This is a genomic window from Plantactinospora endophytica (genome assembly GCF_016862915.1).
In the GTDB taxonomy this organism is placed as follows: Bacteria; Actinomycetota; Actinomycetes; order Mycobacteriales; family Micromonosporaceae; genus Plantactinospora; species Plantactinospora endophytica.
Genome location: NZ_BONW01000012.1, coordinates 178,949 through 205,639, shown reverse-complemented (window position 1 = coordinate 205,639; position 26,691 = coordinate 178,949). Strand labels below are relative to the sequence as shown.

Sequence of the window (26,691 nt, the reverse complement as noted above, 5' to 3'; positions counted from 1 at the left end):
AGCTAAGGGCACGAGACGACGGTCGGATCCGACACGGGTCCGGCCGTCGTCGGCTGTCCGGCCCGCTCAGTGGACCGGTACCGTCGGCGGTGACCGGGCCGGGGCTCCGTGCCCGGGCGTCAGCGGGGCCAGTCGGCCAGTCTGTCCCGGATCGACCGGACCTGCGCGGCGTCCCGGCCATACCGGGCGAAGCGCTGGTCGGGGAGCCGGTCCAGGTAGCGGCCGGCAGCGGTGATGTCGTCCGGCTCGATCGCCGGGTCGTACTCGGTGGCGAGCCGGATCAGGTCCGCCACGGCGTACCGGTCGAGTGCCGCCGCGACGTCGATGTAGTCGCGGACCTCGCGGCGGGTGACCAGGGCGGCGGTCTTGCTGGCGACCAGGTCCTGGACGTGCATGACCGGGCCGAGGTCCATCACCACCGGGCTGCGGTGCCGGTCCAACCGGCCGAGGCTGAGCCGCAGTCGCCGCCCGCCCCGGCTGACCAGGAAGTCCTTCATGTCAAGCTCGAACCCGCTGAACAGCCCGGCCAGGTCGTGCGACGGGTCCTCGTCGGCGACCGCGAACCCGGCGGCCTCCAGCGCGGTCCGGACCTCCGCCTCCGCGCTGGCCGCCGCGCCGTCGACGTCGGCGAAGAGGTCGACGTCCTCGGTCGGCCGGGACACCAGCCCGTGTGCCGCCCAGGCGACTCCGCCGCCGAGCACGAACCCGTGCTTGTCGGCGACGGAGAGGGCGACCCGGGCGACCTGGCGGTAGAAGTCGTCGAGATGGGTGGTGGTCATGCCGCCCGGCGCTCGGCGGCGGCCAGCGACGGGTGCCGTCGCTCCCATGCCGCCCGGACGCCGCGCGGCAGGTTGAGCGCGGTCCAGACCCGGCGGAGGACCCGGCCGTTGAGGAACCGGCGCAGGTCGTCGGAGCGGGTGGTCTCGCGCAGGACGTTCTCGTACATCCAGAGCAGTTGGTCCGGATCGTCCAGGTCGAAGGTGCGGTCCGGCCCCCACATCAGGCGCAGTGGCAGTACCACCGTGCCGGAGGTCGGCCCGGTCAGCTCGGCGACGGTCGGGCTCACCACGGCAGGTCGGCCCGGACGGGCCAGGTAGGCCACGCCGGTTCCGGCCGCGGCGGCGTACTGCATGGGCTCAGGGTAGCCGGAAGCGGGCCGGTCCGGATTATCCGTACCCGATTTTGCTGGTCTGTCCGGCCTCCCGCCGGCCCTCGGACCGGGCCGACCCGGGCGTGGCCGGTGGCTGCTCAAATCCGGAATGCCGGACTGGCCCGGCTGGTTGTTCAAACCGGTACGCCCGTGAGCTCAGCCCCCTGGACCGCGGGCGTACCTCCTACGTGCGCCGGCCGAGAGCCCGGCGCGGGCAGTGCCTCCCGGAATCCCGAAGCGAAAGGGCAACCATGAATCCGATCTTCGGACGATGGCTCCCCGCCATCACGGAGACCGCAACCACGCGGTGGCTTCCCGCCATCGCCGCACATCCGGTGGTGCGCCGGCTTCCGGCCGTCGCCGAAACGCCGATCGCCCGTCGGTCCGCGCTGGCAGTCGCCGGCCTCACCTGCGCCGCCGCCTGCTCGGCGGTGGCCGGTCCGGCCGGCATGGTGGCCGCCTCCGGCGACCCGGGCACGCAGCGGGCCGCGTACAGCCAGTCGATGCGGGCCGACGAGTCGCACGACGACGGCAACCGACCCGCCGACGGCGGAGGGAACTCGGACGACAAGGCGTCCCGGGGCAAGCTGACTCCCTACGGCGTGCAGGGCGCCCAGTCGCGGATCGACCTCGACGACGACCAGCGGGACAACGCCCGGGAGATCGTCCGGGTGGCCCGCAAGCTCGACATGGGCCAGCGGGGTGCCGTGATCGGCGTGGCCACCTCGCTCCAGGAGTCGAAGCTGCGCAACCTCGGCCACCTGGGCGAGTGGAACGACCACGACTCGCTGGGGCTGTTCCAGCAGCGGCCGTCCTCGGGTTGGGGCTCGCCGGACCAGATCCGGGACCGCGACTACTCGGCCGGTGCGTTCTTCGACGGGCTCAAGCGGGTCGACCGCTGGTGGGACCTGCCGCTGACCGACGCCGCCCAGGCGGTGCAGGTGTCGGCGTACCCGTACGCGTACGCGCAGTGGGAGGACCAGGCCGCGGACATCGTCCAGGACCTCTGGTCCCGCTGACCGGCTGATCCGGTGACCCGGTGACCCGGTGACCCGGTGACCCGTTGACCGGCCGATCAACGGTCGGCGGTCGGCGGTCGAAGTAGTTGACCGGTGGCGGTCGACCGGCAGCAGTCGTAGCGGTTGGTCGTTGGCGGGATCGGATCGGGGAGGTTGGCGACACCGCCGGCCTCCCCGATCCGTCCGGGACACCGTCGACCAGACCCAGGTCTTCCTGTGATCAGATCCAGGTCTTCCTGTGGAAGATCACGTACAGGGCGATGGCCAGCCCGAACGTCACGACCAGCGAGACGATGAACTCCGCCGGGGTGTGCCGCCACGGGAAGGCGAGGTTCTGGCCGAAGAACCCGGTCACCGCCGTCGGTACGGCGATCACCGCCGCCCACGCGGTGACCTGCTTGACGATCAGGTTGAGCTGGTTGTTCTGCAACATCAGGTTCGTCTCGAGCATCGTCGTGTTCAGGTCGCGCAGCGAGTCGCTCCACTCGATCACCCGCAGCACGTGGTCGTACAGGTCCTGGTAGTACGGCAGCATCGTCTGGTCGACGGTGTGCATGGTCGGCCGCATCAGGGCGTTCACCACCTCCCGCATCGGAAGGGTGACCTGGCGCAGCCGGACCAGGTCCCGCCGGGCGAGGAAGATCCGCCGCTGTACCTCGTTGCGGTCCATCGTGCCGGCCTGACTGGCGTCACCGTCGCGAGCGCCGCCGCCTGCCGCACCGCCGTCCTTGAACATCGCGGCCTGTACCCGTTCCAGCGTGGCGTCGAGCTGCTGCACCGCCGAGAAGTGGCCGTCGATCAGCGTGTCCAGCAGGCCGTAGAGCAGGAACGCGATGCCGTGCCCGGAGAGTTCGACGGTCTCGTCCCAGCGGGCCAGTACCTCCCGGATGTCGAACCGGTCGTTGTACCGCACCGTGACCAGGGCCCGGGGCTTGATGAACGCCGACACCTCGTTGTCGGTCAGTCCGCCGGCCGCGTCCAGCCGCACCATGTAGGTGTTCAGGAACAGGTGCGTGTCGTACCGGTCGAGCTTCGCCCGCTGGGCCTGCTGGACGACGTCCTCCACCGCCAGTTGGTGCATCCCGAGTTCGTCGGCGAGCAGCTTCAGGTCGTTCTCGGTCGGCTTGCAGATGTCGAGCCAGATCACCACCCGGTCGTCGGCGGCGAGCCGGTCGCCGACCTCGGTCGGCGGGAAACCCTGGTCGACGAGGGCGCCGTCGCGGTACATGCGGGAGTTGGTCATCGGCCCGCCGCCTCTAGCTGCACACTCCTGACGGTAGGCGGGCGGTGACCGCCAGCGCGGTGGTTCGTCGAACCTGAGCCCGGAACCTCGGCCGGAAAGCCCGGCCAAAAAGCTGGGCCGGTCCGGCCGGGATATCCGGTCAGACGTTCTCGCCCGCCAGCCCGCCCGTTCCGTGGTCGGTCAGGCGTCCTCGCCCGGCCGCGCGGCGTGCCAGCGCCACTCGTGCAGCCGGGGCCGGCCCGGCAGCTCCGTGCGGCCGGTGGCCCAGCAGAGTGCCGGCCACGGGTCGACCCCGGTCAGCTCGGGTGCCACCTGCGGGAACATCCGGGCCAGCACCCGGGCGCAGAGCTCGGCCGGCGGTGTGAAGGCCAGGCCGAGGCCCCGGGCGATGTCGTCGCCGTGCAGCAGCAGTTCGACGCAGCCCATCCCGGCGAAGCCCGCCGGGTCGGCCATCCCCTGCGGGTGCCAGGCCCGGACCGACGTCGGCGCGGTCCGCACCATGGCGGCGAGGACCTGCCCGGAACCCTCGACGAACTCCAGCACCTGGGCCGGGGTCGCCTCCTTGTCGACGTTGGCCAGGAACCGCACGTACCGGTCGGCGGGGCGGGCGGCGAGCTGCATCGCGTACGACAGCAGGCAGTCGCCGAGGTGCTCGCCGGTGTGCCAGCAGTCCCAGTCCAGTCCGTCCGCCGGCACCGTCCAGTCCCGGTCGGTGCCGGGGCGGAGCGCGTCGACGACACTCGCCACCGCCGTCTCCAGGTCGTCCGCGCTGACGGTCATCGGTACCCCCGGGTGGTTGGTCGGACGGTCGGCGGAGAACGTACCGTCCCCGGCCGACATCCGGACACCCCGCCGGACGCTCCCGAGGACCGCCCGGCGGACGCGCCGTGGATGGTTCAGTCCGGCATGGGCACCCCGAGCGGCTCGCTCGGGGTGAACGTCGCCGGGAGGGTGACGAACCCGTTGATGACGCCGACGCTCTCGTTCTGCTCCGCGTCGTCCCGGTCGACGACCAGGTCCGGCATCCGTTCGAACACCCGCCGCACCATCAGCGGGAACCAGGCCCGGGCGTGGTTCAGCCCGATGCAGCGGTGGATGCCGACGCCGAAACTGGTGTGCCGGTTGGGGGAGCGGTCCAGGCGTACCTCGTCCGGGTCGGGAAAGACCGCCGGGTCCCGGTTGGCGGCGGCGAACGACATCATCACCCGGTCGCCGGCCCGCATCTGCTGCCCGCCTACCACCACGTCCCGGGTGACGGTCCGGGCGAAGCCCATCGCGGGCGGGAAGACCCGGACGAACTCCTCGGTGGCGTGCTCCCAGAGCGCCGGGTCGGCGGCCAGTCTCTTCCGCTGCTCCGGATGCTCGGCCAGCCAGAGCATGGTGTGCGCGAAGAGCGCGGTGGTGGTGTGTACGCCGCCCTGGATCACCAGCAGCGCGATGGTCACCACCTCCTCGTCCGGCAGCGGCCGTCCGTCGACGGTGGCCTTGGCGAGCCCGCTCAGCAGTCCCTCGCCCGGCTCGTCGCGCAGCCTCGGCACCTGGGCGGCGATGGCACCGCCGAGCTGACCCATGATCTGCACGTTGTGCAGGTAGTCGGGGGCGCTCGGCGGGGTGGCCGCGACCCGGTGCATCGGTTCGGCGTAGACGTGCCAGTCGTCCAGCGGCAGCCCGATCAGCTTCATGGTGGCCATCGCCGGCAGCGGGTTGCCAAAGTCCAGGACGAGGTCCATCCGACCGCTCGCGCAGACCCGGTCCAGCAGGGCGTCGACGGCCTGTTCGGGGAAGGGCTGCGCCTCGCGGGCCGCCGTCGGGGAGAAGTACGGGTTCAGCAGCCGCCGGTACGGGGTGTACTCCGGCGGGTCCAGCTCCAGCGGCAACTGGCGGATCGGGTTCGGCGGGATCACGATGCCCTGCCGTGGGTCGGACGGGTCCTCGGTGTTGCGCCCCGAACTGAAGGTGGCGTCGTCCCGCATCACCTGACTCAGACTGGCGTGGTCGGAGACCACCCAGAAGCCGCCGTACGCGTCGGTCCGGCCGACCGGGCAGCGCGCCAGGTGGTCGTCGGAGATCGCCCGCCAGTTGGCGCGGTACTCCGGGGAGTGGTGGTCGAAGTCGATGCGGGGGGAGGAATCCGAGCCGGTTTCGGTGGATTGATCGACAGACATCGCGTCAGGGTACTGCCCCAATCGCCTCGGATGTCATGATCATTCGCATTGGTACCCCTGAGGTTTGCTGCCCTTCGTCCTGTTATAGCTGGTCGGACCGTCCGCGAGCGACCGGCACCGGGGGCCGAAATTTCTCGGGATATTTCCGGTGCTGCGGGGTTTCGCCGCTTGCCCTCGGGGCACCGTCTGGCTGACCTACCCTCGGATGGTCGGGCAACCGGCCTCGTCGCTGGAGGAGGTGCTGACGATGGGGGTCCGCACCTGGATCGAGGGATGGCCGGTCTACCGCCAGCTCACCGGTACCGATCCGCTCGGCCGGGGCGCCGCCGCGAAGTCCGCCGCCTCGAAGGCGTTGACCCCGCGCACCGACACCGCCGACTCGGTCGCCCGGTCGATCTGTCCCTACTGCGCGGTCGGCTGCGGCCAGCGGGTCTACGTCTCGGACGGCCGGGTGACCCAGATCGAGGGTGACCCGGACAGCCCCATCTCCCGGGGCCGGCTCTGCCCGAAGGGGGCCGCCAGTCTGGGTCTGGTCACCAGCGACCTGCGGCAGCAGCGGGTGCTCTACCGCCGCCCGTACGGGACGGAGTGGGAAGAGCTGGACCTGCCGACCGCGATGGACATGATCGCCGACCGGGTGCTCGCGGCCCGGGACGCCACCTGGGAGGACGTCGACGACCGGGGCCGGCCGCTGCACCGCACGCTCGGCATCGCCAGCCTCGGCGGGGCCACCCTGGACAACGAGGAGAACTACCTCATCAAGAAGTTGTTCACCGCGATGGGGGCGCTCCAGATCGAGAACCAGGCCCGGATTTGACACTCCGCCACCGTCCCCGGTCTGGGGATCAGCTTCGGTCGCGGCGGCGCGACGGACTTCCAGCAGGATCTGATCAACAGTGACTGCGTCGTCATCCAGGGCTCGAACATGGCCGAGGCGCATCCGGTCGGCTTCCAGTGGGTGATGGAGGCGAAGCGCCGGGGCGCCAAGGTGATCCACGTCGACCCCCGGTTCACCCGGACCAGCGCGCTCGCCGACAGCTACGTCCCGATCCGGGCCGGCACCGACATCGCGTTCCTCGGCGGCATCGTGCGGCACATCCTGGAGAACGAATTGGACTTCCGGGAGTACGTCGTCGCGTACACCAACGCGGCCACCATCGTCACCGACGAGTTCCGGGACACCGAGGACCTCGACGGGCTCTTCTCCGGGTACGACCCGGACCGGACCAGCTATGACCAGCGGAGCTGGCAGTACGCCGGGCACGAGACCAACGGGCAGGTCGACACCGCCACCGAGCGGGACACCGCAGCCGGGCTGCGGCACGAGTCGCACGGCCCACCGGTCGCCGGCCAGGCGCAGCGGGACGAGACGCTCCAGCATCCGCGCTGCGTCTACCAGATCCTCAAGCGGCACTACGCCCGCTACACCCCGGAGATGGTCGAGCGGGTCTGCGGGGTACCCCGGGAGAAGTTCCAGGAGGTCGCCGACGCCTGGGTGGCGAACTCGACGCGGGACCGGACCACCATGCTGGTCTACTCGGTGGGCTGGACCCAGCACAGCGTCGGCGTGCAGTACATCCGGACCGGGGCGATCATCCAGCTCCTGCTCGGCAACATCGGCCGGCCCGGCGGCGGGGTACTGGCGCTGCGCGGGCACGCCAGCATCCAGGGTTCGACCGACATCCCGACCCTGTTCAACCTGCTGCCCGGCTATCTGCCGATGCCGAACCACGCCCAGCACCCGACCTTCGAGGACTGGTGCACCAGCATCCAGCACCCGGGGCAGAAGGGTTTCTGGGGCAACGCCCGGGCGTACGCGGTGAACCTGCTCAAGGCGTACTGGGGTGCGGCGGCGACTCCGGAGAACGACTTCTGCTACGACTACATGCCCCGGATGACCGGCGACCACGGCACGTACCAGACCGTCTTCAACATGATCGACGGCAAGGTGAAGGGCTACTTCCTGCTCGGGCAGAACCCGGCCGTCGGCTCGGCGCACGGCCGGGCCCAGCGGCTCGGCATGGCCAACCTGGACTGGCTGGTGGTCCGCGACCTGTTCATGATCGAGAGCGCGACGTTCTGGAAGGACAGCCGGGAAGTGGAGACCGGCGAGATCGCGCCCGAGCGGTGCCGTACCGAGGTCTTCTTCCTGCCGGCCGCCTCGCACGTCGAGAAGCCGGGCAGCTTCACCCAGACCCAGCGGCTGTTGCAGTGGCGGGAGAAGGCCGTCGAGGCGCCCGGCGACTGCCGCTCCGAACTCTGGTTCTCCTACCATCTCGGCCGGATCGTCCGGAGCAAACTGGCCGGCTCCACCCGGCCCCGGGACCGCGCCCTGCTCGACCTGGCCTGGGACTATCCCACCGAGGGCCCGCACGCCGAACCGGACGCCGAGGCGGTACTGCGGGAGATCAACGGGTACGAGATCGCCACCCGCCGTCCGCTGGCCTCCTACGTCGAGATGAAGCCCGACGGCTCCACCCTCGGCGGCTGCTGGATCTACACCGGGGTCTTCGCCGACGGCGTCAACCAGGCCGCCCGGCGCAAGCCTGGCGGCGAGCAGAACTGGGTCGCCTTGGAGTGGGGCTGGGCGTGGCCCCTCAACCGGCGGATCCTCTACAACCGGGCCTCGGCCGATCCCGAGGGCCGACCGTGGAGCGACCGAAAACGGTACGTCTGGTGGGACGCGGAGCGGGGCGAGTGGACCGGGTACGACGTGCCGGACTTCGAGAAGACGAAGCCGCCGACGTACCGGCCGGCCCAGGACGCCGTCGGGGTCGCCGGGATAGCCGGCGACGACCCGTTCATCATGCAGGGCGACGGGAAGGCGTGGCTCTACGCGCCGTCCGGGGCGCTGGACGGGCCGCTGCCCACGCACTACGAGCCGGTCGAGTCCCCGGTCCGCAACCCGCTCTACGGCCAGCAGGCCAACCCGACCCGGAAGGTCTACGAGCGGCCGGACAACCCGACCAACCCGAGCCCGCCGGAGCCGCACGCCGACGTCTTCCCGTACGTCTTCACCGTCAGCCGGCTGACCGAGCACCACACCGCGGGCGGGATGAGCCGCACCGTCCGGCACCTGGCCGAACTCCAGCCGGAGATGTTCGTCGAGGTTGCGCCCGAGTTGGCCGTCGAACGCGGGCTGACCCACCTGGGCTGGGCACACCTGGTGACCAGCCGGGGGGTAATCGAGGCGAAGGTGATGGTGACCGACCGGCTGACCCCGCTGCGGATCGAGGGCCGAATCATCCACCAGGTGTGGCTGCCGTACCACTTCGGCAGTGCCGGCCTGGTGACGGGCGAGCCGGCCAACGACCTGTTCGGGGCCACCCTGGACCCGAACGTGCTGATCCAGGAGAGCAAGGTCGGCACCTGCGACGTCCGGCCCGGCCGGCGCCCGACCGGCCCGGACCTGCTCGACTACCTCGCCGACTACCGGCGGCGGGCCGGCCTCGACGGGCACCACCCGCCGATCGTCACCGCCGACCGCGACGGCACCCGACCGGCGGACGACGGCGCCCCGGACGACGAGACCGGGCCGGGGCGGCAGCGGACCGACCGCGACAGCCACGAACGGGAGGGATGAGGATGGCCGAGCCCCGTCGGACGACCGCCCCGGTGAACCCCGCCGAGCAGGCAGGTCACGTCGACCCGCCACCCCGGATGGGCTTCTTCACCGACACCAGCGTCTGCATCGGTTGCAAGGCTTGCGAGGTGGCCTGCAAGGAGTGGAACCTGGTACCGGAGAGCGGGCTGGACCTGCTCGGCATGTCGTACGACAACACCGGGGCGCTGACCGCGAACTCGTGGCGGCACGTCGCCTTCGTCGAGCAGGCCCGGCCGGCCGGCTGGCAGTCGTCGCCGCCGATGGCCGGTACCCCGAGCGGGCCGCCGATCACCCGGGCCACCGCCGAGGCGGCTGCCGGTACCGCCGTCGACCAGGGCACCAGGCCCGGCGTGCTACCGGCACCCGATCCCGCCCCGGCCGGCGCGATGGCGGCGGGCAGCCAGTTCCTCGGCATGCCCGGCACCGGCCTGCCCGGCCGGGACGCGGAGCGGGACGGGCGTACCGACCTGCGCTGGCTGATGATGTCCGACGTCTGCAAGCACTGCACCCACGCCGCCTGCCTGGACGTCTGCCCGACCGGTTCGCTGTTCCGCACCGAGTTCGGCACGGTGGTGGTGCAGGAGGACATCTGCAACGGCTGCGGATACTGCGTCCCCGCCTGCCCGTACGGCGTCATCGACCAGCGCAGCGGCGACGGCCGGGCCTGGAAGTGCACGCTCTGCTACGACCGGATCGGCGCCGGGCGGATGCCGGCCTGCGCCCAGGCCTGCCCGACCGAGTCGATCCAGTACGGCGAACTCGACGAACTGCGCGATCGGGCGCGGGCCCGGGTCGACCGGCTGCACGCCGACGGCGTACCCGAGGCCCGGCTCTACGGGCACGACCCCGACGACGGGGTGGGCGGCGACGGCGCGTTCTTCCTGCTGCTCGACGAGCCCGAGGTGTACGGCCTGCCGCCGGATCCGGTGGTGACCACCCGCGACCTGCCCCGGATGTGGCGCCGGGCCGGGCTGGCCGCGCTGACCATGACGGCCGCGGTGGTCGCCGCCTTCGTCGGGCGGCCGTCGTGACCGGGCGGCCCGGCGGCGGCGAGTCGCCGGGGGAGCGGTTCCGGGCGTTCCGGGCCGTCCTCGACCCGCCGGGCGGCGGTGCACCGGTCGGTCGGCGTGACAAGCGCCGGCCGGGGCTGATCGACGGGCATCCCGTGATCGTCCCGCCGGCCGAGTTCGCCTCCTACTACGGCCGGCCGGTGGTCAAGGCGCCGGTGTGGCGGCATGACATCCCGGCGTACCTGTTCGCCGGCGGGCTGGCCGCCGGCGCGTCGCTGCTGGCCGCCGGTGCGGACCTGACCGGCAGGCCGGCGCTGCGCCGCGCCACCCGGCTCGTCTCGCTCGGCGCGGTCGGCGCGAGCACCTACTTCCTGGTCAACGATCTCGGCCGGCCGGCCCGGTTCCACCACATGCTGCGGGTCTTCAAGCCGACCTCGCCGCTGTCGGTGGGCACCTGGACGCTGGCCGCGTTCGGGCCGGCGGCCGGGCTGGCCGCGATCAGCGAGGTCGCCCCGGCGCTGTCCCGGCACGGCGGGCCTGGCCTGCTCCGCCGCCTGTTGCCCCCGGCCGGTCGGGTCGCCGGGCTGGCCGCCGCCGCGACGGCGCCGGTGCTGGCCACGTACACCGGGGTACTGCTCGCCGACACCGCGATGCCGGCCTGGCACGACGCGTACCCGGACCTGCCGTTCCTGTTCGCCGGCAGCGCGCTGGTCGCCGGGGCGGGCGCCGGGCTGGTCGTCGCGCCGACCGGGCAGAACGCCCCGGCGACCCGGTTGGCGGTGGCCGGCGCGGTGGTCGAAACGATCGCCGAGCGCCGGATGTCCCGGCTGGGACTGACCGGCGAGCCGTACCGGGTCGGCCGGCCGGCTCGGTTGCTGCGCGGCGCCCGACTACTGCTCGCCGTGGGTACCGCCGGTGCACTGCTGGGTCGACGGAGCCGGGCCCTCGCCGTGCTGTCCGGGGCGGCGCTGCTGGCCTCCTCGGTGCTGACCCGGTTCGGGGTCTTCGAGGCCGGCGTGGCCTCCGCCCGGGACCCGAAGTACACCGTGCTGCCGCAGCGGGAGCGGCGGGCGGGAGCGAGGTCGGCGCCGGCCGGTGACCACGAACGGGTGCCGTCCACGGGTCCGGGCGTGGCTGGCGGCGGGGGGTCTCCGGCGTGACCAGCCGCACGTTTCGGGTGGCCGGTGTGGCGGGGCCCGGACGGGTCCGACGTAGGGTGAGCGGGCCCGCACGGCCGGACCTCGACCGGATCTCCGGGACCGGCGGGCCGACCGGGTGCGGAACCGGGCGGCGGTGCTTCCGCAGCGTATCCGCCGCGTTTCCGGATGCTCCGGTCGAACGTCCCGATCGGGTGGCGAGGCGGACGGGCGATGCCCGCAAGAACTCCTGGCGCCGGCCGACGAGCCGGGACCCTGTGAGTTTGTCAAGACCAGGTCACGAAATCTTGCGAAACTTCCTCGCCTTCCAATAAGTTCCTCCAGGCAACAAAAGTATGTCAGCCGGTCTGACGACCTGCCCGGAGGCAACAATGGTGTTGATGACGCGGCGCGGCGACCAGCCGCTGGACGCGCGCGGTTCCCACTGGCGCCCCGACGACGGGCGGCCCGCTCCGGCTGCCGTCCGCCGGTCCGCCGTACCGGCCCGGACCGGGGAGGGTCGGCGATGAGCGACGCTCCCGTACTGCTGGAGATGCGCGCGATCACCAAGGAGTTCCCGGGGGTCAAGGCGCTCTCCGACGTCAACCTGGTGGTCCGGCGCGGCGAGATCCACGCCATCGCGGGGGAGAACGGCGCCGGCAAGTCCACCCTGATGAAGGTGCTCAGCGGGGTCTACCCGTACGGCAGCTACTCCGGAGAGATCCGCTATCACGGGTCGGAGAGCAGATTCTCCGACATCCGGGCCAGCGAGCAGGCCGGCATCGTCATCATCCACCAGGAACTCGCGCTGGTGCCCGGAATGTCCATCACCGAGAACATCTTCCTCGGCAACGAGCCCCGGCGCGGCGGCGCGATCGACTGGAAGTCCGCCAACCGGCAGGCCCTGGAGTTGATGGCCCGGGTCGGCCTCCGGGAGGACCCGGACACGCTGATCAAGGACATCGGCGTCGGCAAGCAGCAGCTCGTCGAGATCGCGAAGGCATTCGCCAAGGACGTCAAGCTGCTCATCCTGGACGAGCCCACCGCCGCGCTGAACGAGTCCGACTCCCAGCACCTGCTGGACCTGCTGCGCGGCTTCAAGCAGCGCGGCATCACCTCGATCATCATCTCGCACAAGCTCAACGAGATCGCCGAGGTCGCCGACTCGATCACGATCCTGCGGGACGGGAAGACGATCGAGACCCTGGACATCAAGGCCGACGGGGTCGACGAGGACCGGATCGTCCGGGGCATGGTCGGCCGGGAGCTGCACAGCCGGTTCCCCGACCACACCCCCAAGATCGGCGAGGTCTTCTTCGAGGTGCGGGACTGGACCGTCCGGCACCCGATCTCGGCCGACCGGATGGTCGCCAAGAACTCCAGCTTCACCGTCCGCCGGGGCGAGATCGTCGGCTTCGCCGGGCTGATGGGCGCCGGGCGTACCGAGCTGGCGATGAGCGTCTTCGGTCGGTCGTACGGGGTCTACCAGGGTGGCCAGATCTTCAAGGACGGCCAGGAGATCGTGCTGAAGTCTGTGGCGGACGCCATCAAGCACGGTCTGGCGTACGTCAGCGAGGACCGCAAGTCGCTCGGTCTGAACCTGCTCGACGACATCAAGACCTCGGTGGTCTCCGCCAAGCTGTCGAAGATCGCCGATCACGGCGTGGTCGACCAGGTACGCGAGTACAAGGCCGCCGAGGGCTACCGGAAGAGCCTGCGGGTCAAGGCCCCGACCGTGGACGAGGGTGTCACCAAGCTCTCCGGCGGCAACCAGCAGAAGGTGGTGCTGGCCAAGTGGATGTTCACCGACCCGGACCTGCTCATCCTCGACGAGCCGACCCGGGGCATCGACGTCGGTGCCAAGTACGAGATCTACGGCATCATCCAGCAACTCGCCGACCAGGGGAAGGGTGTCATCGTCATCTCCTCTGAGCTGCCGGAGCTGATCGGCCTCTGCGACCGGATCTACACGGTCTTCGAGGGCACCATCACCGGCAACATCGAGCGGCGGGACGCCGATCCGGAACTCCTCATGAAGCAGATGACCTCAGCGAAGAAGGCGCAGATCCGGTGAGTCGCATAAAGGAACTCCAGAAGTCCCTGTTCGCGGGGACGACATCCAACGCCCGGCAGTTCGGGATGATCTTCACGTTGGTGGCGATCGTCCTGCTGTTCCAGATCCTGACCGACGGGCTGACGCTGAACTCGAGCAACCTGATCTCGCTGGTCAGCCAGTACTCGTACATCCTGATCCTGGCCATCGGGATGCTGATGGTGATCGTCGCCGGCCACATCGACCTGTCGGTCGGCTCGATCGCCGCGTTCGTCGGCATCGTGGTGGCCCGGGCCATGCAGGACTGGTCGCTGCCCTGGCCGGTGGCGATCCTGTTCGGCCTGGCCGTCGGCGCCGCGATCGGCGTCTGGCAGGGCTTCTGGGTGGCGTACATCGGGGTACCGGCGTTCATCGTCACCCTGGCCGGCATGATGCTGTTCCGGGGCGGCAACCAGTTCATCGGCAGCGCCGACACCATCCCGGTGCCGGAGGGCTTCAAGGTGATCGGCGCCGGCTTCCTGCCGGAGGTCGGCCCGAACACCGGCTACAACAACCTCACCCTGCTGCTCGGGCTGCTCGTCGCGGTCGCCATCGTGGTCCGGGAGTGGAAGGCCCGGCGTACCCGGCGGGAGATGGACGCCGACGTCGCGCCGATGTGGATCTCGCTCATCCGGGTCGCCGTGCCGATCGCCGTGGTGCTCTACGCGGCCTTCCGGTTCGCTGGTGGCCGGGTCGGCACCAGTTTCCCGATCTCCGGCATCATCCTCGGCGTACTGGTGGTGATCTACTCCTTCATCACCCGGAACACCGCGGGCGGCCGGCACATCTACGCGGTCGGCGGCAACGCCCGGGCGGCGGAACTCTCCGGCGTCAAGCTCAAGCGGGTCAACTTCCTGGTCATGATGAACATGTCGATCCTGGCCGCGCTGGCCGGCATGATCTTCGTCGCCCGGTCGGCCGCCTCCGGGCCGCAGGACGGGATCGGCTGGGAACTGGACGCCATCGCGGCGGTCTTCATCGGCGGCGCCGCCGTCTCCGGCGGCCTCGGCACCATCAGCGGGTCGATCGTCGGTGGCCTGGTGATGGCGGTGCTCAACAACGGTCTCCAGCTGATGGGTGTCGGCTCGGACCGGGTACAGATCATCAAGGGTCTGGTGCTGCTGCTGGCCGTCGCGCTCGACGTCTACAACAAGAACCGTGGGCGCTTCTCGGTCATCGGATCGGTGACCCGCCCGTTCCGCCGGGAGGCACCGCCCACCGGGCCGGGATCCAACGTCGAGACGGATCAGGAGCCCGCCAAGACTCCGGTGGCCGGCTGACGGTCACCGCCGGTGGGACGGAAAACCTCCGTCCCACCTCATCACCACCTCCGAAGAAGGGCAACCTGCCAAAATGCGTAAATATCTCGCCAGGGGTGTCGCCGCCGGCGCCATCGCCCTGCTGGCCCTGACGGCCTGCTCCGAGCGTTCGGGCGACGGCGGCGGCGAGGAGGCCGGCTCGGCCAAGGGCTTCGCCGCCAACTCGCTGATCGGTGTGGCGCTGCCGGCCAAGACCTCCGAGAACTGGGTACTCGCCGGTGACCTGTTCACCAACGGGCTCAAGGAGGCCGGCTTCCAGTCCGACGTGCAGTACGCGGGCGCGACCAGCACCGTGGCCGACCAGCAGGCACAGATCTCCGCCATGGTCACCAAGGGCGCCAAGGTGATCGTCATCGGCGCGACCGACGCCGCGCAGCTCACCACCCAGGTCGAGCAGGCCAAGCAGGCCGGCGCCACCGTCATCGCCTACGACCGGCTGATCAAGAACACCAAGGACGTCGACTACTACGTCGCGTACGACAACTTCAAGGTCGGCCAGCTCCAGGGCCAGGCGCTGCTGGAGGGCATGAAGGCGAAGAAGCCGAACGGGCCGTACACCATCGAGCTGTTCTCCGGCTCGCCGGACGACAACAACTCGGGCGTCTTCTTCGACGGCGCGATGGACGTGCTGAAGAAGGAGATCGACGCCGGCAACGTGGTGGTCGGCTCGGGCCAGAAGGAGATCAAGCAGACCGCCACCGACGGCTGGAAGGCCGAGAACGCCCAGCGGCGGATGGACTCGCTGCTCACCTCCACCTACAGCAGCAAGACGCTGGACGGTGTGCTCTCCCCGAACGACACCCTGGCCCGGGCCATCCTGACCTCGGTCAAGGGCGCCGGCAAGCCGCTGCCGGTGGTCACCGGCCAGGACTCCGAGGTGGAGTCGGTCAAGTCGATCGTGGCCGGCGAGCAGTACTCGACGATCAACAAGGACACCCGGAACCTGGTCAAGGAGACCATCGAGATGGTCAAGGCCCTCCAGGCCGGTAACGACCCGAAGACCAACGACACCGAGTCCTACAACAACGGTGTCAAGGTCGTCCCGGCGAACCTGCTCGAGCCGCTGATCGTCACCAAGAAGAACGTGGTCGAGGCGTACGCCAACGACCCGAAGCTGGCCCCGCTCACCACCGGCGCCAAGTAAGCAGCACCGGCAGGTAGCACCTCGACGGGTCCCCGGGATCACCGATCCCGGGGACCCGTTCGTTCGTCGGGTGGTCCCGGTCAGCCTGTCCGGCCCGGCGCGGGCCGGGTCAGTCGCTGACCACCAGCGTGACCCCGTCGCTGCGGGCCGGCAGGAGTTCGCCGATCACCGGGTGGCCGGGCAGTTCGCCCGCGACCAGCAGCCCGCCGGAGGTCTGCGCGTCGGCGAGCAGCAGCAACTCGTCCTCGGTGACCCCGGTAGCCGCGAGGTGCGGCCGCACCCAGTCGAGATTGCGCCGGGTGCCGCCGCTGACGAACCCCTCGGCCAGCGCCGCCCGGGCACCGTCCAGATACGGTACGGCGGACGCGTCGACCCGGGCGGTCAGCCCGGACGCCCGGGCCAGCTTGTGCAGGTGACCGAGCAGGCCGAACCCGGTCACGTCGGTGCCGCATCGGATCCCGGCCGCCACGGCGGCGGTGGAGGCGGCCCGGTTCAACTCGGTCATCGCCGCCACCGCCTGCGGAAACGTCTCACCGGTCTGCTTGTGTCGGCTGTTCAGCACCCCGACGCCGAGCGGCTTGGTCAGGGTCAGCGGCAGCCCGGCCCGACCGGCGTCGTTGCGGATCAGCCGGTCCGGGGCGGCGATCCCGGTGACCGCCATCCCGTACTTCGGCTCGGGGTCGTCCACGCTGTGCCCGCCCGCCACGTGACAGCCCGCCTCCCGGGCCACGTCCAGCCCGCCGCGCAGCACCTCGGCGGCGAGCGCCAGCGGCAGCACCTCACGGGGCCAGGCCAGCAGGTTCACCGCCACCACCGGAGTACCGCCCATCGCGTACACGTCGGAGAGCGCGTTGGCGGCGGCGATCCGGCCCCAGTCGTACGGGTCGTCGACCACGGGAGTGAAGAAGTCGGCGGTCGCCACCACCGCCGTACCCGAATCGAGCCGGACCACCGCCGCGTCGTCGCCGTCGTCGAGTCCGACCAGCAGTTCGCCGGGCCCGGCCGGGGCGGTCGTGCCGACCAGTCCGGCGACCACCTGCTCCAACTCCCCGGGCGGGATCTTGCAGGCGCAGCCGCCGCCGTGCGCGTACTGGGTGAGTCGGTGGCGTTCCGTGGTCGTCACGGGACCACTGTCCCATCCGCCGCCGGTCGCCGGCAGCCGTCGATTGTCGCGCCTGCCGTGTGCGGCCGGTCACACCGCCGAGCTGCCGGGACTTCCCCCGGCGCCTGGAGATCAGGTGTGGTTAAGTGCCGGTGAAAGGGTTCAGGAACGAGGTGGAAATGAACGGGGCGTCCGACCCTCGGCGGCGCGTGCCACGCACCGACGTGCTGCTCGCCGACCCCCGGCTGGCCGCCGCCGAGGTCACCCTCGGGCGGACCCGGCTCAAGGCCGTGCTCGGCGCCGCACAGGAGCGGGTCCGGCGCGGTGAGATCCCGCCGGAGGAGGTCGTCACCGCCACCCTGGCCGCGCTGCCGGAGACCGTCGCCGGGCTGCGCCCGGTGCTCAACGCCACCGGGGTGGTGCTGCACACCAACCTCGGCCGGGCGCCACTCTCGGCGGCAGCGGTCGAGGCGGTGGTCGCGGCGGCCGGTCACACCGACGTGGAACTCGACCTGCGCACCGGACGGCGGGCCCGGCGCGGTCGAGGTGCCCTGGCCGCGCTCGCCGAGGCGGTACCGGCGGCCGGCGCGGTGCACGTGGTCAACAACGGGGCCGCCGCCCTAGCCCTGGTCGCGACGGCACTCACCGCCGGGAGCCGCCCCGACGGGGACCCGGCCGGTCGGGAGATCGTGGTCAGCCGGGGCGAGCTGGTGGAGATCGGTGACGGGTTCCGGCTGCCGGACCTGCTGGCCAGCACCGGAGCGACGTTGCGCGAGGTGGGCACCACCAACCGGACCGCGCTGGCCGACTACGCCGGGGCGGTCGGGCCACGGACGGCGTTCGTACTCAAGGTGCATCCGTCGAACTTCGTCGTCCGGGGCTTCACCGCCGCCGTACCGGTCGAGGAGCTGGCCACTCTCGGCGTACCGGTGGTGGTGGACATAGGCTCCGGGCTGCTGGCGCCGGACCCGCTGCTGCCCGACGAGCCGGACGCCGCCACGGCGCTGCGGGCCGGCGCGGCACTGGTCACCGCCAGCGGCGACAAGCTGCTCGGCGGCCCGCAGGCCGGGCTGCTGCTCGGCGACGGCGAGCTGGTCGAGAAGCTGCGCCGGCATCCGCTGGCCCGGGCGCTGCGGGTGGACAAGCTGACCCTGGCCGCGCTGGAGGCGACGCTGACCGGGCCGGAGACCCCGACCTGGCGGGCGCTGCGGGCCACCCCGGCCGCGCTGCGGCTGCGTACCGAGCGACTCCGCGACCAGCTCGCGGCCGACGGCCTCAAGGCCGAGGTGGTGGCCAGCGACGCCGTCGTCGGCGGCGGTGGCGCCCCCGAGGTCACCCTCGACTCGTGGGCCCTCGCCCTCCCCGAGGCGTACGCCGAACCGCTGCGCCTCGGCGACCCGCCGGTGATCGGCCGACTGGAACGGGGCCGGCTGCTGCTCGACCTGCGCTGCGTACCCGTCGAGCGGGACGAGGCGGTGCGGGCCGCCGTCGCCCGGCTGCCCCGGCCCTGGCAGGAGCACTGAGGTGCAGGTCGTCGCCACCGCCGGACACGTCGACCACGGCAAGTCCACGCTGGTCCGGGCGCTGACCGGGATGGAACCGGACCGCTGGGCCGAGGAGCGGCGCCGGGGCATGACGATCGACCTCGGCTTCGCCTGGACCGCGCTGCCGTCCGGGGCGGTGCTGGCGTTCGTGGACGTACCCGGACACGAGCGGTTCGTGCCGAACATGCTCGCCGGGATCGGGCCGGCCCCGGCCGCGCTCTTCGTGGTCGCCGCCGACGAGGGTTGGATGCCGCAGTCCGCCGAGCACCTGGCCGCGCTGGACGCGCTCGGGGTCCGGCACGGGCTGCTGGTGGTGACCCGGAGCGACCTCGCCGATCCGGCCGCCGCGACCGGGCAGGCGCTCGCCGAGATCGCGGCGACCTCGCTGGGCCGGGTCGACGCGCTGGCGGTCAGCGCGGTCACCGGCGCCGGCCTGCCGGAACTGCGGGCCGCCCTGGACCGGCTCGCCGCGTCGCTGCCGGTACCCGAGCCGGCCGAGCCGGTGCGGCTCTGGGTGGACCGGGCCTTCACCATCAAGGGCAGCGGCACGGTGCTGACCGGCACCCTCGGGGCGGGCGAGCTGCGTACCGGCGACGAGCTGGAGCTGACCGGCACCGGGCAGCGGGTCCGGATCCGGGGACTACAGACCCTGGGGTGTCAGGTGGACCGGGTCGCCGGGGTGGCCCGGGTCGCGGTCAACCTGCGCGGCGTCGCCCGGGAGCAGGTCGGCCGGGGCGACGCGCTGCTCACCCCGGGACGGTTCCAGCAGACCGACCTGGTCGACGTCCGGCTGGCCGGCGATCCGGTGGTCGAACTGCCGGCGGAGGTCACCCTGCACGTCGGCTCCGCTGCGGTGACCGCCCGGGTACGCCCGCTCGGCGCCGACACCGCCCGGCTGCGGCTGGACCGGCCGCTGCCGCTGCGGATCGGTGACCGGGCCCTGCTGCGGGACCCCGGTCGGCGGCACGTGGCCGGCGGGGTGACCGTGCTCGACGTCGTACCGCCGAGGTTGGGCCGGCGTGGTGCGGCGGTGGCCCGGGCGGCGGTGCTGGCCGGGCTGGACGGCCGCCCCGACGAGCCCGGCGAACTGGCCCGGCGTGGCCTGGCCCGCCGTGCAGACCTGGAACGGATGGGCGTGACCGTGGCGACCGCGCCGGTGGCCGGGGACTGGCACGCCGACCCCGCGCACTGGCGGGACCTGGGGCGCCGACTGGTCGACGAGGTGGCCCGGTGGGCGCAGGCGCATCCGCTGGAGCCGGGGATGCCGGTCGAGACCGCGCGCCGGCTGCTGGACCTGCCGGACCGGGCGCTGGTCGAGGCGCTGCTCGCCGCGCCGCTGGTGGCCCGGGAGGGGCGGATCAGCCGGGCCGGGGTGACCGGGGTGCTGCCCGAGCAGGTCGCCCGGGCGGTACGCCGGGTCGGCGCGGAGCTGGCCGAGCGGCCGTTCGTCGCCCCGGAGGCGGCCCGGCTCGCCGAGTTCGGGCTCGGGCACCGGGAGATCGGTGCGGCGGTACGGGCCGGCGCGCTGCTCAAGCTCGCCGACAACGTCGTGCTGCTGCCGGACGCCCCCGAGCAGGCGATCCGGGTACTCGCCGAGCTGCCGCAGCCGTTCACTCTCAGCACCGCCCGACAGGCCCTCGGTACGACCCGCCGGGTCGCCGTGCCGCTGCTGGAGTTGCTGGACCGGCGCGGCGCCACCCGCCGGCTGCCCGACGACGCCCGGATCGTGCTGTCCGGGGCCGGCGGCCCGTAGTTCCTCGGTTCCGACGACGACGCTCCGGGTCCGTCAGAGGTTCCCGGTGTGTCACGCGGCTCCCGGACGAGGATCGCGCGACGCGCCCGATCCGTCAGCCGGTTCCCGGTGTCTCGCGCGGCTCCCGAAGGAAGATCGCGTCGGCGAGGACGACTCCGAGCAGGACGAGCATGACGCAGACCGAGACCGCGAGCGGGGGCACGAAGACCATTCCCGGTGCCATCAGGATCAGCACGGCGATCCCGACCAGCCAGGGCCGGGCGACGCGGACGAAGACCTCGTGTCCCAGCAGGGTACGGCCGGCGAGGAAGAGTACCGGGCCGCCGATGATCACCCCGACCCAGCCCTCGGGGGTGTCCTCCGTCGGATGGCGGATGATCAACTCGTCGCCGACAGTGGTCAGCACGACGCCGGCCACCATGATCAGGTGGGCGTACCCGGCCCACTTGGTCTCCCGGGCCGGGTCGGCCGAGCCGGTGATGGCGCTGCCGAGCTTCTCCCTGGCCCGGTAGAAGTAGATCCACCAGAGCAGCACGGTGGTGGCGAACGAGACCAGCACGGCGACCACCTGCCCCGCCCCGTAGTCGGTGCGGCGGACGGTGCGGGCGGTGATGACCAGGGTCTCGCCGAGGGCGATGATGATGAACTGCCGGTACCGCTCGGCCAGGTGCTCACCGGCGGTGTTCCACTCCCACGCCGGCGAGCGTCCGATCCTCGGGGTGGGCCAGCGCAGTACCGGCCCCAGGTAGTCCATGCCCAGCGCCGCCGTCCAGAGCAGCAGCCGTGGCAGCCCGGGGCTGAAGACCCCGGCGAACCAGAGTCCTCCGGAGAGGCTGAACCAGAAGATGCCGCGCAGTGGCCGGTTGCGTAGCCGGTGGTCCCGGAGGATCACGGCAAGGGCGATGCTGCGGAAGAGGTGGATCCCGACGTACGCGGAGGCGAAGAGGAGGGCCCGCCCGTCGAACGCCTCCGGTACCGCGGTCGAGATCAGCAGACTGCCCAGCATGATCGTGATGACCACCAGTTGGACGGGGGGCCGCCTCGAGTCGAGGGTGTCCGTGGCCAGGTTGGTGTACGACCACACCCACCAGATCGCCAGCAGCAGCAGAAGCGTCTCGTACGCCCCGAGCAGGGTCAGATCCTCGATCAGCGTCTCGGCCAGCCGGGCCAGTATGAAGACGAAGACGAGATCGTAGAAGAGTTCCACGGGAGTGGCCCGCTGCGGCTTGCCCGGGTCCCGGATCAGGGAGGAGTGCCTGCCCGTCGCCATCGGCCGCCCGTTCTCCCACCCACCGCACCGGCTGCCGGGCGACGCCCTGACCTGTGCGGACTCGTCGCCCACCCGCTGTCGAAGCAGTCGTACCACGGCGGGGCGGGCCGGCTCCCCGGTTCTCCGACGATCGCCTTCCTCGATTCCGACCGGGCGCCGGTGACCGTCGGCACCCTCGTCGACGTGATCTCGGTGCGAGCTAGGGTCGCCCCGGACACGCCGAATCCGGTCCGGGGAAGGGGAGCGGTGTCAGGTGCGGGCGTCGAGTCTGCTGCACAAGGCGGTACTGCTGCTCCGCCACGGTGACCCCGGCCGGGCCGAGACGGTGCTGCGGGCGGCGATCGCCTCGGCCGACCGGGACGGCGATGCCGGAACGCGGGTGACGGCCCGGTGTTGCCTGGCCGAGCTGCTCCTCGCCCGGGACCGGCGCTCGGCGGAGGCGGTCCGGTTGCTGCACGCCTGCCTGGCGGTGCGGCGCGACGCCGACTTGGACGACGTCGTCGGCGACGACCTACGACGGGCCCGGCGGCTGCTGGCCGACCTCGCCCGGTAGCCGCGACACCCTCCACCCAACCTGCGACCACCTGCGCCGTCGAACCCCTCCGGTCGGGGTGTTGGACTGCACCGCCGGCCCCGACGGGCGGGGGCGAACCGCTGCCCGGACGGTCAGCCGCGCAGTTCGGCGAGGAGTTGGGCCCGTCGGGCGACCCGGTCCGGGTCACGGGCCGGGGCCACCCAGCCGAGCACCTCGTACGCGGCCCGTACCTGGTCGGGGAAGAGCGCTGCCTGCACCGCCAGTCCGGCCGAGTGTCGGGCGAACGCCTGCCGTCGCTCTGCGTCAGTCATCCGGCCCCGCTGGGTCGGCAACGCCAGCGAGGTGCCGGCGATGTCCGACCGGTAGCCGAGTTCGCGCAGCAGCCGGCCGAGTCCGGAGTTGTCCGGCACGGTCCGGCCGCCGCCCCGGTCGATCTCGGCCAGCGCCTCCGCCACCACCGGCTCGCCGCTGATCCCGGCGCCGTCCGCGCGCCGTCGCGCCTCGGCCGCCACTACCCGGCGCAGCAGGTCCGGCGGGGCCGAGGTGATCGCGGTGAGCAGTTCGGCGTCCTCGCGGAGCATCCAGGTCGGTCGCTCGGGCGGGTCCGAGAGCAGGGGTACCAGCCGGCCGGTGGTCAACGGCCCGGCCAGCCGCGCGCCGTCGAGGTGTACGCCGGTGATCACGTCGGCCAGCCGGAGCCCGGCGTCGAGCCCGGCACCGGACCAGCCGCCGTCCCCGCTGACCGGAAGGCCGACCTGGCGCATCAGCGGTACCAGGGCGTCCGGCGCGTCACCCCAACGACGTACCGGCGAACTCGGGTCGAACCCGGTCCGCAGCACTCCGTCGACGGCGTGCCCGAACCGCCGGTTGGCGTTGACGTTGGTGTAGACGGAGACCGCCTCGGTGCCGGCCGAGACGGCCCGCAGCACCTCGGGCCGGCTGCCCTCGAAGCCGTTCTCCTCCAGCACGAAGACCCAGCCGTCGAGCCGGCCGGCCACCACGACGTGCTCGAACGGCAGCTCCGCGATATCGTCCACGCCGGTCAGCGACTGGAGGCTCGCCGGGTCGACGCCGAACCGGCACAGCACCGCCGTGTCGTCCGGGTCCCGGACGAAGGTCAGGCAGAACGCCTCGTCGAGTCCGTGGTCCGCCAGCCAGTCGTACTCACGCATCCTGCCCCCGTCCAACCCCGGCACCCGCCGGTCGCCGTCGTGCCGGCCGCTTCCGATGGCGGAACACGGCCGGTCCGAGCCAACCCCACCGGTGCGACAAAACTCGGCGAAGGCTATCGGAGCGCGCACTAGCGTGAGGGGCATGGACCCATCCGCCATCTGGCGGGACAAGAACCATCGCTGGCGGATCGAGGCGATGCACGCTCCCGACCTGCGGTTCGCCATCTACGCGACCAACGGCACCACCGAGTCCGCCCCGCTGTGGCTGTACGGGATGCCGGCGCTGGCCCGTTGGTTGATGATCCAGAACATCGAGCTCGGTGATCTGGAAGCGGAGTAGCCGCGACCTGACCGATCCGCGCCGGGCAGCCGCAGGTCGCGGGCCGTTCCGTAGTTTTCCTTCTTGACCAGTCCGTGTGACGTAGGTAACTTCCAGGACGTCACCCGCCCGCAGCCCCGCCCCCGGGAGGCCGTCGTGCACCGCAGAAGGTTCCTCGCCAGCACCGCCGCCGCGAGCGCACTCGGCGCCGCGACCGCCGGCAGCCTCGGTGGCGCCGCCGCCTCCGCCGCCCCCGACGACGGCCCCGGCCCGGCCGGAGCCGGCGGATCCGGTGGCCGGCCCGGCCGGCGGGTGAGCACCGGGCTGGACGTCCTGGTCGACAGCCGGTTCGCCGCCCTGGCCGGCCAGCGGGTCGGGGTGCTGTCCAACCCCACCGGAGTCGACGCCCGCTACCGCCACCTGGTCGACCTGATGCACGGCTCCGGCCGGGTCCAGTTGACCGCCGCGTTCGGGCCGGAGCACGGGTTCCGGGGGTCGGCCCAGGCCGGCGGCAGCGAGGGGACCGGGATCGACGCCCGGACCGGCGTCACCGTCTACGACGCGTACGGCGCCTCGCAGGCGAAGTGGGGTGAACTGATCACCCAGGCCGGTGTCGACACCGTCGTCTTCGACATCCAGGACGTCGGCGCCCGGTTCTACACCTACATCTGGACCCTCTACGACTCGATGGTCGCCGCCGCCCGGCTCGGCCGCCGGTACGTCGTACTCGACCGGCCGAACCCGATCGGCGGGCGGGCGTACGGGCCGATGATGACCACGCCGTTCACCTCCGGCGTCGGCAAGAAGGAGATCGTGCAGCAGCACGGTATGACGGTCGGCGAGCTGGCCCGGTTCTACAACGGCGAGTTCCTGCCGGCCGAGGCGGGCCGATCGGTCGACCTGACGGTGATCAGATGCAAGGGCTGGCGGCGCGGAGACTTCGCCGTCGACACCGGCGTGCCGTGGGTGCTGCCCAGCCCGAACATGCCGACCCCGGACACCGCGCTGGTCTATCCCGGCACCTGCATGTTCGAGGGGGTGGCGTCGATGACCGAGGGGCGCGGCACCACCCGGCCGTTTGAGCTGATCGGCGGGCTGGCCACCGACTTCGACTACCACCTGGTGGACCGGCTCGTCGCCCGGGACCTGCCCGGGGTCGAGTTCCGGGAGGCGTACTTCTCGCCGACCGCCGCCGGGCAGAAGCCGAACCTGCTCAACAAGCTCTGCGCGGGCGTGGAGGTGAAGGTCGTCGACCCGGCCCGGTTCGACCCGGTGCGTACCGGAGTCGCGCTGCTGGTCGAGTCGCGCAAATATCCGGCCTTCGCCTGGCGGGCGGACACCTGGGACGCCGCCCGGCCGTACTGGATCGACAAGCTCACCGGCTCCACCCGGCTGCGGACGATGATCGACGCCGGGGCGGACGTGTCGGACGTGGTCGACGCCTGGTCGGCCGAGCTGGCCGCGTTCGACCGCCGGCGCCGGCCGTACCTGCTCTACTGAACCGCCCGGCTCAGAGCCCCGTGCAGGGCTGGTCGCCCACTGCGCAGCTCGTCGGCCGCTTCTGGGTGAGCGTGGTGTCGCGTTCGACCTCGAACCGGATCGTCGCCGACCGGTCGGCCCCGAGTGGTGCGCCGGTGAAGGTGACCCGCTGCTCCTCCTGCCGGTAGCTCTCCGCCCCGGTGGCGCCCGACACCTGGGCGCCGCCGGAGAGGGTGATCACCACCGTCCACCCCGTCGCGGCCGCGTCGCCGTCGTTGGTCACCACCACCTCGCCCTCGTACCCGAGGAGCCGGCTCGACACCGTGGCGTAGGCGGCGGTCAGCCTCGGCTGGCCCGCCTTCGGCGGGTTCACGGGCGGCGCGGCGGAGGTACGCCGGGGAGTCGGACTGGGCCGGTTGACGGGCCGGCTCGGCTGTACCGGGGTGACGCCGGTACCCGGGGTCGGAGCCGCCGGGGTGGCCGTACCCGCCGGGGTGCTCGGCGCGGCACCGGCGACGGTGGCCGGCGCGCCGGACGGCGAGTCGCCACCGCGTCCCCGGAGCAGGCCGGTGGCCACGACGCCCGCGCCGACCGCCAGGGCCAGCACGGCCAGCACGGCGGCGAGCCGGCGCCGGGACCGCCGGTCCGGTCCGGAACGACCGGCCGGTACCGTGCTGATGACCTCGGTCGGGGCGGGCAGTTCCACCTCCCGGAACGCCAGCCAGTCCAGCACCGCGGGCAGCCGGGTGTCGAGCAGGCCCTGGTAGCACTCCTCGCGCTCGGTCAGGTCGGCCGGGAACCAGGGTTCCTCGTCGTCGCCCTGCACCACGGTCAGCCGGCAGCCCTCGGCGGTCGGCGTCAGCTCGCACTCCATCAGGGTCGACTGACCGGCCTCCGGCCAGCGCAGCACCAGCCGGTGTGCCGGCTCGACCTCGACCAGCTCGACGACGATCAGCTCGTCGAGCTGGGGCAGGTCCACCGGGCGCAGTTCGAACCGGCTGATCGACGAGGGTCGGGGCGCCAGCTCGGCGAACCACTTCGGCAGCAGCTCGCGGTCGGTGAGGGCCCGCCAGACCCGCTCCGGGGGGTGACGCAGCTCGACGGTGGTCCGGATTTCGGTCACGGCGGAACTGTACGGCCATCGGCCGCCCCGTACGTCCCGACCCCGCCGGCACGCCGCCGCAGCCCACCGGCCACCTCAACCTGGTCCGATCCGCCGTACCCGTCGTCGCCACTTCCCGGCGATCGCGGTACCCCGCACCGGCCACCCGGAGTCGAGCCGGAAACGTCGCCCGGCCCGGCGACCCGGCTCGCACCGGGTCACCCGGATCGGGGGTGTTGACCTGTTTCCCGGGACGGGTGCTCTGTCGTAATTAGTATGATTCGCGTGAAAAACAAGGGCTTGCGGACCGTACTGTCGGTCGGTGCCGCGCTCGCCGTCATCTACTTCGGCAGCAGCGGGAGCGAGGGCGGCAGGGTCACCAACACCGTCCTGCTGCTGGCGGTCGCGGCCGGCCTGACCGTCTGGTACCTGACCCGACCCGCCTCCGGCAAGCCGGTGAGTTGACCCGAACACCGTCACCCGGACCACGTCGGCGTCCCGCTCGACCTCGACGCGACCGCCGTCCCGTACGC

22 protein-coding genes are annotated in these 26,691 nt (G+C 72.1%); 13 read left to right on the top strand and 9 right to left on the bottom strand.

The features are described from left to right. Window positions 1-119: 119 nt before the first annotated feature. Complete coding sequence (locus Pen02_RS13040) at window positions 120-779, bottom strand: nucleotidyl transferase AbiEii/AbiGii toxin family protein (RefSeq protein ID WP_203866238.1); 660 nt, start codon at window positions 777-779, stop codon at window positions 120-122. Then, window positions 776-1,132 carry a hypothetical protein gene (locus tag Pen02_RS13035; RefSeq protein ID WP_203866237.1) on the bottom strand — a complete coding sequence of 119 codons (357 nt, stop codon included), beginning with the start codon at window positions 1,130-1,132 and terminating at the stop codon, window positions 776-778. Before Pen02_RS13035 ends, Pen02_RS13040 begins: the two co-directional genes overlap by 4 nt. A 269-nt stretch (window positions 1,133-1,401) precedes the next feature. Between Pen02_RS13035 and Pen02_RS13030 the strand changes: the two genes are divergently transcribed. Continuing rightward, on the top strand, window positions 1,402-2,169 hold the full coding sequence (locus tag Pen02_RS13030; protein ID WP_203866236.1) for a hypothetical protein: 768 nt from the start codon (window positions 1,402-1,404) through the stop codon (window positions 2,167-2,169). A 220-nt stretch (window positions 2,170-2,389) separates the two neighbouring features. On the opposite strand, the gene Pen02_RS13025 is transcribed toward Pen02_RS13030, so the two are convergent. From Pen02_RS13025 to Pen02_RS13015, 3 genes are all read right to left on the bottom strand, one after another. After that, window positions 2,390-3,412 carry a magnesium transporter CorA family protein gene (locus Pen02_RS13025; RefSeq protein WP_203866235.1) on the bottom strand — a complete coding sequence of 341 codons (1,023 nt, stop codon included), beginning with the start codon at window positions 3,410-3,412 and terminating at the stop codon, window positions 2,390-2,392. 180 nt (window positions 3,413-3,592) lie between these two features. After that, a complete protein-coding gene (locus Pen02_RS13020) occupies window positions 3,593-4,252 on the bottom strand; it encodes a maleylpyruvate isomerase N-terminal domain-containing protein (RefSeq protein WP_239140575.1) in 660 nt (219 codons plus the stop codon). A gap of 56 nt (window positions 4,253-4,308) precedes the next feature. Next, window positions 4,309-5,577, bottom strand: coding sequence for a cytochrome P450 (locus Pen02_RS13015; RefSeq protein ID WP_203866234.1), 1,269 nt, complete (start codon window positions 5,575-5,577; stop codon window positions 4,309-4,311). Window positions 5,578-5,824: 247 nt separating this feature from the next. Between Pen02_RS13015 and fdh the strand changes: the two genes are divergently transcribed. The 6 genes from fdh (at window position 5,825) to Pen02_RS12985 (ending at window position 15,882) form a co-directional block, all read left to right on the top strand. Beyond that, complete coding sequence (gene fdh / locus Pen02_RS13010) at window positions 5,825-9,160, top strand: formate dehydrogenase (protein WP_203866265.1); 3,336 nt, start codon at window positions 5,825-5,827, stop codon at window positions 9,158-9,160. Between the two features lie 2 nt (window positions 9,161-9,162). After that, on the top strand, window positions 9,163-10,212 hold the full coding sequence (locus Pen02_RS13005; RefSeq protein ID WP_203866233.1) for a 4Fe-4S dicluster domain-containing protein: 1,050 nt from the start codon (window positions 9,163-9,165) through the stop codon (window positions 10,210-10,212). Beyond that, window positions 10,209-11,351, top strand: a complete 1,143-nt coding sequence (gene nrfD, locus Pen02_RS13000; RefSeq protein WP_239140573.1) for an NrfD/PsrC family molybdoenzyme membrane anchor subunit — start codon at window positions 10,209-10,211, stop codon at window positions 11,349-11,351. Before Pen02_RS13005 ends, nrfD begins: the two co-directional genes overlap by 4 nt. Window positions 11,352-11,853: 502 nt before the next feature. Beyond that, window positions 11,854-13,401 carry a multiple monosaccharide ABC transporter ATP-binding protein gene (mmsA, locus tag Pen02_RS12995; RefSeq protein ID WP_203866231.1) on the top strand — a complete coding sequence of 516 codons (1,548 nt, stop codon included), beginning with the start codon at window positions 11,854-11,856 and terminating at the stop codon, window positions 13,399-13,401. Further along, window positions 13,398-14,699 (top strand): multiple monosaccharide ABC transporter permease, encoded by a 1,302-nt coding sequence (gene mmsB, locus Pen02_RS12990; RefSeq protein WP_203866230.1) that lies wholly within the window; start codon window positions 13,398-13,400, stop codon window positions 14,697-14,699. The genes mmsA and mmsB overlap by 4 nt, the downstream gene beginning before the upstream one ends. 73 nt (window positions 14,700-14,772) lie before the next feature. Next, complete coding sequence (locus Pen02_RS12985; RefSeq protein ID WP_203866229.1) at window positions 14,773-15,882, top strand: substrate-binding domain-containing protein; 1,110 nt, start codon at window positions 14,773-14,775, stop codon at window positions 15,880-15,882. Between the two features lie 109 nt (window positions 15,883-15,991). On the opposite strand, the gene selD is transcribed toward Pen02_RS12985, so the two are convergent. Then, window positions 15,992-17,005, bottom strand: coding sequence for a selenide, water dikinase SelD (selD, locus tag Pen02_RS12980; RefSeq protein WP_203866228.1), 1,014 nt, complete (start codon window positions 17,003-17,005; stop codon window positions 15,992-15,994). Between the two features lie 158 nt (window positions 17,006-17,163). Between selD and selA the strand changes: the two genes are divergently transcribed. Further along, window positions 17,164-18,507: an L-seryl-tRNA(Sec) selenium transferase gene (gene selA, locus Pen02_RS12975; protein WP_203866227.1), complete on the top strand. Its 1,344-nt coding sequence runs from the start codon at window positions 17,164-17,166 to the stop codon at window positions 18,505-18,507. A gap of 1 nt (window position 18,508) precedes the next feature. Further along, window positions 18,509-20,281: a selenocysteine-specific translation elongation factor gene (gene selB, locus Pen02_RS12970; protein WP_203866226.1), complete on the top strand. Its 1,773-nt coding sequence runs from the start codon at window positions 18,509-18,511 to the stop codon at window positions 20,279-20,281. Window positions 20,282-20,375: 94 nt separating this feature from the next. Here selB and Pen02_RS12965 read toward each other — a convergent pair whose 3' ends face one another. Continuing rightward, complete coding sequence (locus tag Pen02_RS12965; RefSeq protein ID WP_203866225.1) at window positions 20,376-21,551, bottom strand: low temperature requirement protein A; 1,176 nt, start codon at window positions 21,549-21,551, stop codon at window positions 20,376-20,378. 253 nt (window positions 21,552-21,804) lie between these two features. Here Pen02_RS12965 and Pen02_RS12960 point away from each other — a divergent pair, with 253 nt between their 5' ends. Beyond that, window positions 21,805-22,104 (top strand): hypothetical protein, encoded by a 300-nt coding sequence (locus Pen02_RS12960; RefSeq protein ID WP_203866224.1) that lies wholly within the window; start codon window positions 21,805-21,807, stop codon window positions 22,102-22,104. 113 nt (window positions 22,105-22,217) lie between these two features. Here the strand turns inward: Pen02_RS12960 and Pen02_RS12955 are convergent, their stop codons facing one another. Next, the gene (locus Pen02_RS12955; protein WP_203866223.1) at window positions 22,218-23,258 is read right to left on the bottom strand and encodes a DUF6461 domain-containing protein; all 1,041 of its coding nucleotides are present in this window, start codon (window positions 23,256-23,258) and stop codon (window positions 22,218-22,220) included. Between the two features lie 142 nt (window positions 23,259-23,400). On the opposite strand from Pen02_RS12955, the gene Pen02_RS12950 reads away from it, so the two are divergent. Beyond that, the gene (locus Pen02_RS12950; RefSeq protein ID WP_203866222.1) at window positions 23,401-23,598 is read left to right on the top strand and encodes a hypothetical protein; all 198 of its coding nucleotides are present in this window, start codon (window positions 23,401-23,403) and stop codon (window positions 23,596-23,598) included. 63 nt (window positions 23,599-23,661) lie between these two features. Next, window positions 23,662-25,077 (top strand): exo-beta-N-acetylmuramidase NamZ family protein, encoded by a 1,416-nt coding sequence (locus Pen02_RS12945; RefSeq protein ID WP_239140572.1) that lies wholly within the window; start codon window positions 23,662-23,664, stop codon window positions 25,075-25,077. 10 nt (window positions 25,078-25,087) lie between these two features. On the opposite strand, the gene Pen02_RS12940 is transcribed toward Pen02_RS12945, so the two are convergent. Further along, window positions 25,088-26,179, bottom strand: coding sequence for an SRPBCC domain-containing protein (locus Pen02_RS12940; RefSeq protein WP_203866221.1), 1,092 nt, complete (start codon window positions 26,177-26,179; stop codon window positions 25,088-25,090). Window positions 26,180-26,443: 264 nt separating this feature from the next. On the opposite strand from Pen02_RS12940, the gene Pen02_RS12935 reads away from it, so the two are divergent. After that, a complete protein-coding gene (locus tag Pen02_RS12935; protein WP_372445607.1) occupies window positions 26,444-26,623 on the top strand; it encodes a hypothetical protein in 180 nt (59 codons plus the stop codon). Window positions 26,624-26,691 lie beyond the last annotated feature (68 nt).